5 protein-coding genes and 1 pseudogene are annotated in these 6,328 nt (G+C 73.8%); 4 read left to right on the top strand and 2 right to left on the bottom strand.

Translation table 11 applies throughout. The features are described from left to right. Positions 1 to 44: 44 nt before the first annotated feature. A complete protein-coding gene (locus ACJOT3_RS31300) occupies positions 45 to 1,649 on the bottom strand; it encodes a beta-N-acetylhexosaminidase (RefSeq protein WP_406976736.1) in 1,605 nt (534 codons plus the stop codon). 418 nt (positions 1,650 to 2,067) lie between these two features. On the opposite strand from ACJOT3_RS31300, the gene ACJOT3_RS31305 reads away from it, so the two are divergent. The 3 genes from ACJOT3_RS31305 (at position 2,068) to ACJOT3_RS31315 (ending at position 4,689) form a co-directional block, all read left to right on the top strand. Next, on the top strand, positions 2,068 to 2,970 hold the full coding sequence (locus ACJOT3_RS31305; RefSeq protein WP_406976737.1) for a DMT family transporter: 903 nt from the start codon (positions 2,068 to 2,070) through the stop codon (positions 2,968 to 2,970). A gap of 16 nt (positions 2,971 to 2,986) precedes the next feature. Further along, positions 2,987 to 4,213: a glycosyltransferase gene (locus ACJOT3_RS31310; RefSeq protein ID WP_406976738.1), complete on the top strand. Its 1,227-nt coding sequence runs from the start codon at positions 2,987 to 2,989 to the stop codon at positions 4,211 to 4,213. Positions 4,214 to 4,353: 140 nt separating this feature from the next. Then, entirely contained in the window at positions 4,354 to 4,689 is a 336-nt protein-coding gene (locus tag ACJOT3_RS31315; RefSeq protein ID WP_406976739.1) for a hypothetical protein, read from the top strand. A gap of 295 nt (positions 4,690 to 4,984) precedes the next feature. Here ACJOT3_RS31315 and ACJOT3_RS31320 read toward each other — a convergent pair whose 3' ends face one another. Then, on the bottom strand, positions 4,985 to 5,929 hold the full coding sequence (locus ACJOT3_RS31320) for a LysR family transcriptional regulator (RefSeq protein WP_406976740.1): 945 nt from the start codon (positions 5,927 to 5,929) through the stop codon (positions 4,985 to 4,987). Between the two features lie 133 nt (positions 5,930 to 6,062). Here ACJOT3_RS31320 and ACJOT3_RS31325 point away from each other — a divergent pair. Then, positions 6,063 to 6,328 (top strand): annotated as a pseudogene (locus ACJOT3_RS31325) (pyridoxal phosphate-dependent aminotransferase); the annotation flags it as partial.

Genomic DNA, 6,328 nt, shown 5'->3' on the forward strand with positions numbered 1-6,328 from the left:
GCGACCGGCCTCTGCCCCCGGCGGGCGGCCGGGGCGGCGGCCGATCAGCCCCAGCCGTGGACGCCGGGGCGGGTGTGCCAGGGGCGGGGGCCGTCGAGCGGGCGGTACTCCACGCCCGCCGCGTCCAGGCGGGTCAGGTGGTGCACCAGGCGCGGCTCGAACTCGGCGTAGTCGCGCTCGCCCGCCGACCACACCTTCTCGGCGAACGCCGACAGCCGCGGGAACACCATGTAGTCCAGCCGCCGCGGCGTGTCGATGTGCTCGGTCCACACGTTGACCTGCGCGCCCAGCACGTGCCGGGCCTCCTCCTCGGTCAGCTCGGCCGGCACCGGCTCGGCCAGGTACACGTCCTCGGTGCGCAGCAGCGTGCCCACCCGGATCGGCTCGTCCTCGGACTCCGACTGCTTGTAGTCCAGGTAGGAGGTGGCGGTCGGGGACATGACCACGTCGTGCCCGGCCCTGGCGGCCGCGATGCCGCCCTCCTCGCCGCGCCAGGACATCACCGTCGCGCCCGGGGCCAGCCCGCCCTCCAGGATCTCGTCCCAGCCCACCAGGCGGCGGCCGCGCGCGGTCAGGTGGTCGTCGAGCTGGCGGATGAACCAGCTCTGGAGCTCGTCCTCGTCGGCCAGGCCCTCCTCGCGGATGCGCTTCTGGGCGCTCTCGCTGGCCTTCCACTGGGTCTTGGGGCACTCGTCGCCGCCCACGTGGAAGTACGTGCCGGGGAACAGCTCCAACAGCTCGTCGATGACGTTCTTGTAGAACTCGATGACGTTGTCGGTGACCCCCAGCACCTCCTCGAAGATGCCCCACTGCTGCCCCACCGGGATCTCGCCGGCCTCGCCCAGCTCGGGGTAGGCGTGGATGGCGGCCTGGGCGTGGCCGGGCACGTCGATCTCCGGGACGACGCTGATGTGCCGGGAGTGGGCGTAGGCGACGATCTCGCGGATGTCGTCCCGGGTGTAGAAGCCGCCGTGCGGGCGCTCCTCGAACTCCGGACCCTGGCCCGGGCGCGGGGTCCCCAGCTGGCTGCGGGTGCGCCAGGACCCCTTCTCGGTGAGCTTCGGGTAGCGCTCGACCTCCACCCGCCAGCCCTGGTCGTCGTTGAGGTGCAGGTGCAGCACGTTGAGCTTGTGCAGGGCCAGCAGGTCGATGTAGCGCAGCACCTCCCGCTTGGGGATGAAGTGCCGGGCGGTGTCCAGCATCAGGCCGCGCCAGCCGAACCGGGGGGCGTCGGTGATCCGCACGGCGGGCAGCGTCCACTCGGTCCCGCCCAGGGGGGCGTCCCGCAGGGCGTCGGCGGGCAGCAGCTGGCGCAGGGTCTGTGCCCCGTAGAAGACGCCGGCGGGGTCGTTGCCGACGATGATGGCGCCCTCGCCGTCGATGATCAGCCGGTAGCCCTCGCGGCCCAGGCCTGCGCCCGGGTCGACGCTGAGGCGGATCTGGCTGTCCTCGGAGCCCGTGGCGAGCGGCAACCCCGTGGCCGCGCCGAGTTCACGCTGGAGCCACACGAGGGTGTCCCGGGCTTCGGGGTCGGCGGACACCCTGGTCGCGGCGGTGAGTGTCAGCCCGCCCTCCTCGCCGGGGACCACCTGCGCGGGGCGCGGGATCACGGGGCGGGCGGCGAGGAGGGAAAGGGAGGTATCAGGCACGGGTGGGCGCTCCTATCCGGTCTAGACCAATAGGGGACATGGTGCCATGGAGGCGACCCCCGGCGCAGCAGCGCCCTCCCCGCGGTCGGTCCCTACCTGCGTATTCCGGCCGCCCCTTACCCGGTTTTGACCGCTCCCGGCCCTTAACGCGCCGCCTTTCGCGGAAGGGCTCCGGACAACGGCCCGGCGTGTCCGATCCGCCGAAAAGCGTGTGCGGGCCGCCTCCGGTGGATGCTGGGGGAGAACCCCCCTCCTGGGGGTGGGGTGGAGACCACCCCGAGAGGGGCGCTGGCGTCATCGCCAGGGCGGGGGCCCCGTCCGTAGCGTGGTTGGACGTGCCCGGAGCCGCCCGGGCGCCGGGAGGAGAGACGAGAGTGGCGCTGGCGACGACGGGACCGGCACGGTCCGCACCCGGGCGGTGGTGACGGTGGTCTGGTCCGTCCTCATCGCCGTCGCGGGGGCCTTCGCGCTCGCCCTGGGCTCGGCCCTCCAGGAACGCGACGCCGTGCGCGCCCCGGGAGGGCAGGTGGCCCGCGCCGGGTTCCTGCTGCACCTGCTGCGCCAGCCGCGCTGGCTGCTGGGCACCCTGGCCGCGGGCGTGGGCGTGTGCCTGCACCTGCTGGCCCTGAGCGGCGCACCGCTCACCATCATCCAGCCGATCGGCGTCACCGGGCTGCTGTTCGCCATCGTGCTGTCGGCCCTGTTCAACCACCAGAGGGTGCGGACCTCGCAGATCATCGCCGGGGTCGCCGTCATGGCGGGCCTCATCGGCGTGCTGTGGATGTTCCCGCACGGCTCCGACCTGCCGGTCATGTCCACCGAGGCCGCGCTGATCCTCACCGGGACCACCCTCGCCCTGGGCCTGGCCGTGTTCTTCACGGCTCACTGGATGCCCAGCGGCGCCCGGGCGATCATGCTCGCGCTGGCCGGGGGCACCGCGCTGGGCGCGACCTCGGGCCTGGCCCGGGTGATCACCGCCAACGCGGTCGTCGACTGGACGACGGTCTTCGGCTGGCTGACCGTGCTCGCCGTCGTGCTGGCGGTGTTCGGCGGGCTGCTCATGCAGAACGCCTACCGCACCGGCCACTTCGCGGCGGCCTACGCGACCCTGCTCATCACCGACCCCGTGGTCAGCGTGGGCATCGGCGCGCTCCTGCTGGGAGAGGGCGCCCCGGAGACGCTCCCGGAGCAGGTGGGCGCGCTCGCGTTCACCGCGCTGGCGATGGCCGGGACCATCGCGCTGGCCCGCACCCGGCACCGCAACCCCGAGGCGAAGGGGGCCCGCACGCACACGAGCACGGCCCGCACCCGCAACCGCTGAACGAAGGAGTTCCACCATGGCCCAGTCCAGAGCGCTGCGCGTCCTCATCGCCACCGACACCTACCCGCCCGACGTCAACGGGGCCGGGTACTTCACCCACCGGCTGGCCGAGGGGCTCGCCGACCGCGGGCACCGGGTGCACGTGGTGTGCCCCTCCGCCGGGGGCGACCCGTACGTGCGGCGCAACGGGCGGGTGATGGAGCACCGGCTGCGGTCGGCGCCGATCCCCCTCCAGCCGACCGATATGCGCGCCGCCGTGCCGCTGGGCATGGGCGGCCACATCGCGCGCCTGGTGCAGCGCCTGGACCCGGACGTGGTCCACGCGCAGAGCCACTTCACGCTCAGCCGCGCGGCGATGCGCCGGGGCCGCACGGCGGGCATCCCGGTGGTGCTGACCAACCACTTCATGCCGGACAACCTGTACGCGCACGCGCGGATCCCCGAGGCGATGCGGACGGCGGTGGGCGACCTGGCCTGGCGGGACATGGTGCGGGTGGCGGGGGAGGCCGACCACGTGACCACGCCGACGCCGCGGGCGGCGGAGCTGCTGCGGGAGAAGGGGTTCGCCGGGGAGGTCGAGCCGATCTCGTGCGGGATCGACCTGGAACGCTTCCACCCGCGGCCGGCGGAGCGGTCCGCGCTGCGGGAGAAGTTCGGCCTGCCGGACCGGGAGACCGTCGTGTTCGTGGGGCGGCTGGACGAGGAGAAGCGGATCGACGACACGGTCCGGGCGCTGGCCCTGGTGGCCCGGGAGCGGGACGCACAGCTGGCCCTGGCGGGCCTGGGCCGCTGCGAGGCGCGGCTGCGGGCGCTGGCGGCCGCGGAGGGCGTGGCCGACCGGGTGTTCTTCCTGGGGTTCGTGCCCGACGCCGAGCTGCCGCTGGTGTACGCGGCCGCGGACGTGTTCGCGATCGCGAGCGTGGCGGAGTTGCAGAGCATCGCGACCCTGGAGGCGATGTCGACGGGGCTGCCGGTGGTGGTCGCCGACGCGATGGCGCTGCCGCACCTGGTGGAGGAGGGGCGCAACGGGTTCCTGTTCCCGCCGGGCGACGCGGGGCTGCTGGCCGACCGGCTGCTGGCCGTGCTGGGCTCGGGGCGGGCGCGGGCGGCGATGGGGGAGGCGAGCCGGGAGCTGGCGGCGCGGCACGACCACCACCGTTCGCTGGAGCGCTTCGAGGAGGTCTACCGGGGGCTGCTGCCGGCGGCGCCGCGGCCGGCGCACCTGGAGCGGCTGGCCGCCTGAGGGCGGTCAAGGGGACTTCAGAGAACCACAGGGATATTTGTCTGCTTTGTCTGGATTGCGAACAATCTTCTTTTTGCCACTTTCCGCATTCTTTGCGTAGCTGACGGTGATATCTGTGCAGCTCGGGAAAAACATGGGGTGTGTGGTTCGAAGGCATCAGTGGACGGAGCAGCCTCGGCAGGGTCACCCGCGGCGGTGACGGGACCGAGGCCCTCAACGAACGATTGCTCAGCGCCGAACGCGACGCGGGCTTCCACGAGCGCGACATGTCGGCGTTCGAACGCGAACGCATCGACCTGGAGCACCGGGTGACCCGCATGGAGGCGGAACTGGAGGCACTGCGACAACGCCGGCTGGAGGCCTACGCCCGGTGGTGGAACGCCCGGGACGACCGGGACCGCGCGCTCCACGTCTGCCGCAGGCTCCGCCGCCGCGTCGAACGGACGCGGCGCCGCAGCGGCGACGGGGACGATTGAAGGACACCGGGGCGGGGAGTGCCACGGTGGCCCGGCCGAACGGCCGGGCCACCGTCATGCCCGGGGCCGGTGGCCCTCTCTGCCGCCGGCCGGAGGGGTCGGACAAGGGCCCGGGCGCATCGCGGTCGGGTCGGCCGCCGTGTCCGGCGGGGTCTCGGCCAGGGAGGCCGGTGCCCCGGGCGCTCCACGGATGAACCGGCCGCCGTGTCCGGCGGTGTCCCAGGAGGATCGGCCGGTGCCCCGGGCGCCCGCTCCCGGCGGGGTCCAGGGCGGCGCGGCCGCCTGGGCGGCGGGGTCAGGCGGGGCGGTCGGTCAGCAGCTCCAGCTCGTCGGCGACGGTGCGGGCGGCGTCGCGCAGGGCCTGGAGGGTGACCTGGACGGCGGGGCGGCGCAGGGAGGCCGGGCGGACCACCGCGTACACGTGGCGGGACGGGACCCGGCCGGGCAGGGTGCGGTGGACCAGCCCCGCCGGGGCGCCGACCATGGCCAGCGACGGCACCGCCGCGATCCCGATCCCGCGCGAGACCAGGCTCAGCACGGTGCCCAGCCCCTCGAACTCCCAGGCCGCCGACGGCAGCCCGCCCACCTCGGACAGCAGCAGGTCGGTGCCGTGGCGCGAGCGCTCGCCCTCGGGCGCCACGATCCACGACTCGCCCAGCAGCCGCTCCAGCACCACCGGCTCGTCCGGGTCGGCCAGCCGGTGCCCCTGCGGGACCGCCAGCACCATCGGGTCGCGCAGCAGGTGCACGTGCCGCAGCCCGCTGTCCACGCCCCGGCCGGGGTGCTGCCCGCTCCAGTCGTCGACCAGGGCGATGTCCACTTCGCGGGAGCGGATCTTCTCGGTCCCCGTGGACAGCAGCGTCTGGCGCAGCACCAGCTGCATGCCCTCGTGCCGCCGCAGCGGCGGCGCCAGCAGCGGGGCGAACGCCACGGCCGCGGTCGGGAACGCCGTGACGGTCACCACACCCAGGGCCACGTCGGCCTGCTCGGCCAGGACCGACTCGGCGGCCTCCACCAGGGCCAGGATCTCCTCGGCCTGGACCACCAGCAGGCGTCCGGCATCGGTCAGCTCGGCCCCGCGCGGGGTGCGGTCCAGCAGCGCCACCCCCGTCTCCCTCTCCAGGGTGGACAGCTGCTGGGAGATGGCCGAAGGCGTGTAGCCCAGGGCGATCGCGGTGGCCGCGATGGTGCCCCGGACGGAGAACTCGCGCAGGATCTGTAGACGCCGGAGGTCGAGCATAAGAACAGCTTATGCTCACCATCGAAAAGACTCGCTTGTACTGAAGGGTGTGAGTGGGCAGTGTCAGAGGTGAAAGGCCGTCACCTCGAACGACGGCCGTACGCCCGACCCTGAGCCGGAGATGAGTCGTCACATGACCGTCACTGTTTCCGCGACCCTCGCCGTCAACGAAGCCCTCGCCGAGAAGCGCCGCCAGGGGGTGCGCGTACTGCCCCTGGGGTTCGGCGAAGCCGGTCTGCCGGTCCACCCGGTCATGCGCGACCGCCTCACCGCCGGGAACGGCGCCAACGCCTACGGCCCCGTCGCCGGGGTCGCCGCCCTGCGCGAGGCCGCCGCGGGCTACTGGGAGCGCCGCGGCCTGCCCACCGACCCGGCCCTGGTGATCGCCGGGCCCGGCAG

Source organism: Nocardiopsis protaetiae (assembly GCF_045446735.1).
Taxonomy (GTDB): domain Bacteria; phylum Actinomycetota; class Actinomycetes; order Streptosporangiales; family Streptosporangiaceae; genus Nocardiopsis; species Nocardiopsis protaetiae.

Excerpts from the sequence above, each read along its gene's own strand:
- ACJOT3_RS31310 (WP_406976738.1), top strand. The coding sequence starts at position 2,987 with ATGGCCCAGTCCAGAGCGCTGCGCGTCCTCATCGCCACCGACACCTAC.
- ACJOT3_RS31320 (WP_406976740.1), bottom strand. The coding sequence starts at position 5,929 with ATGCTCGACCTCCGGCGTCTACAGATCCTGCGCGAGTTCTCCGTCCGG.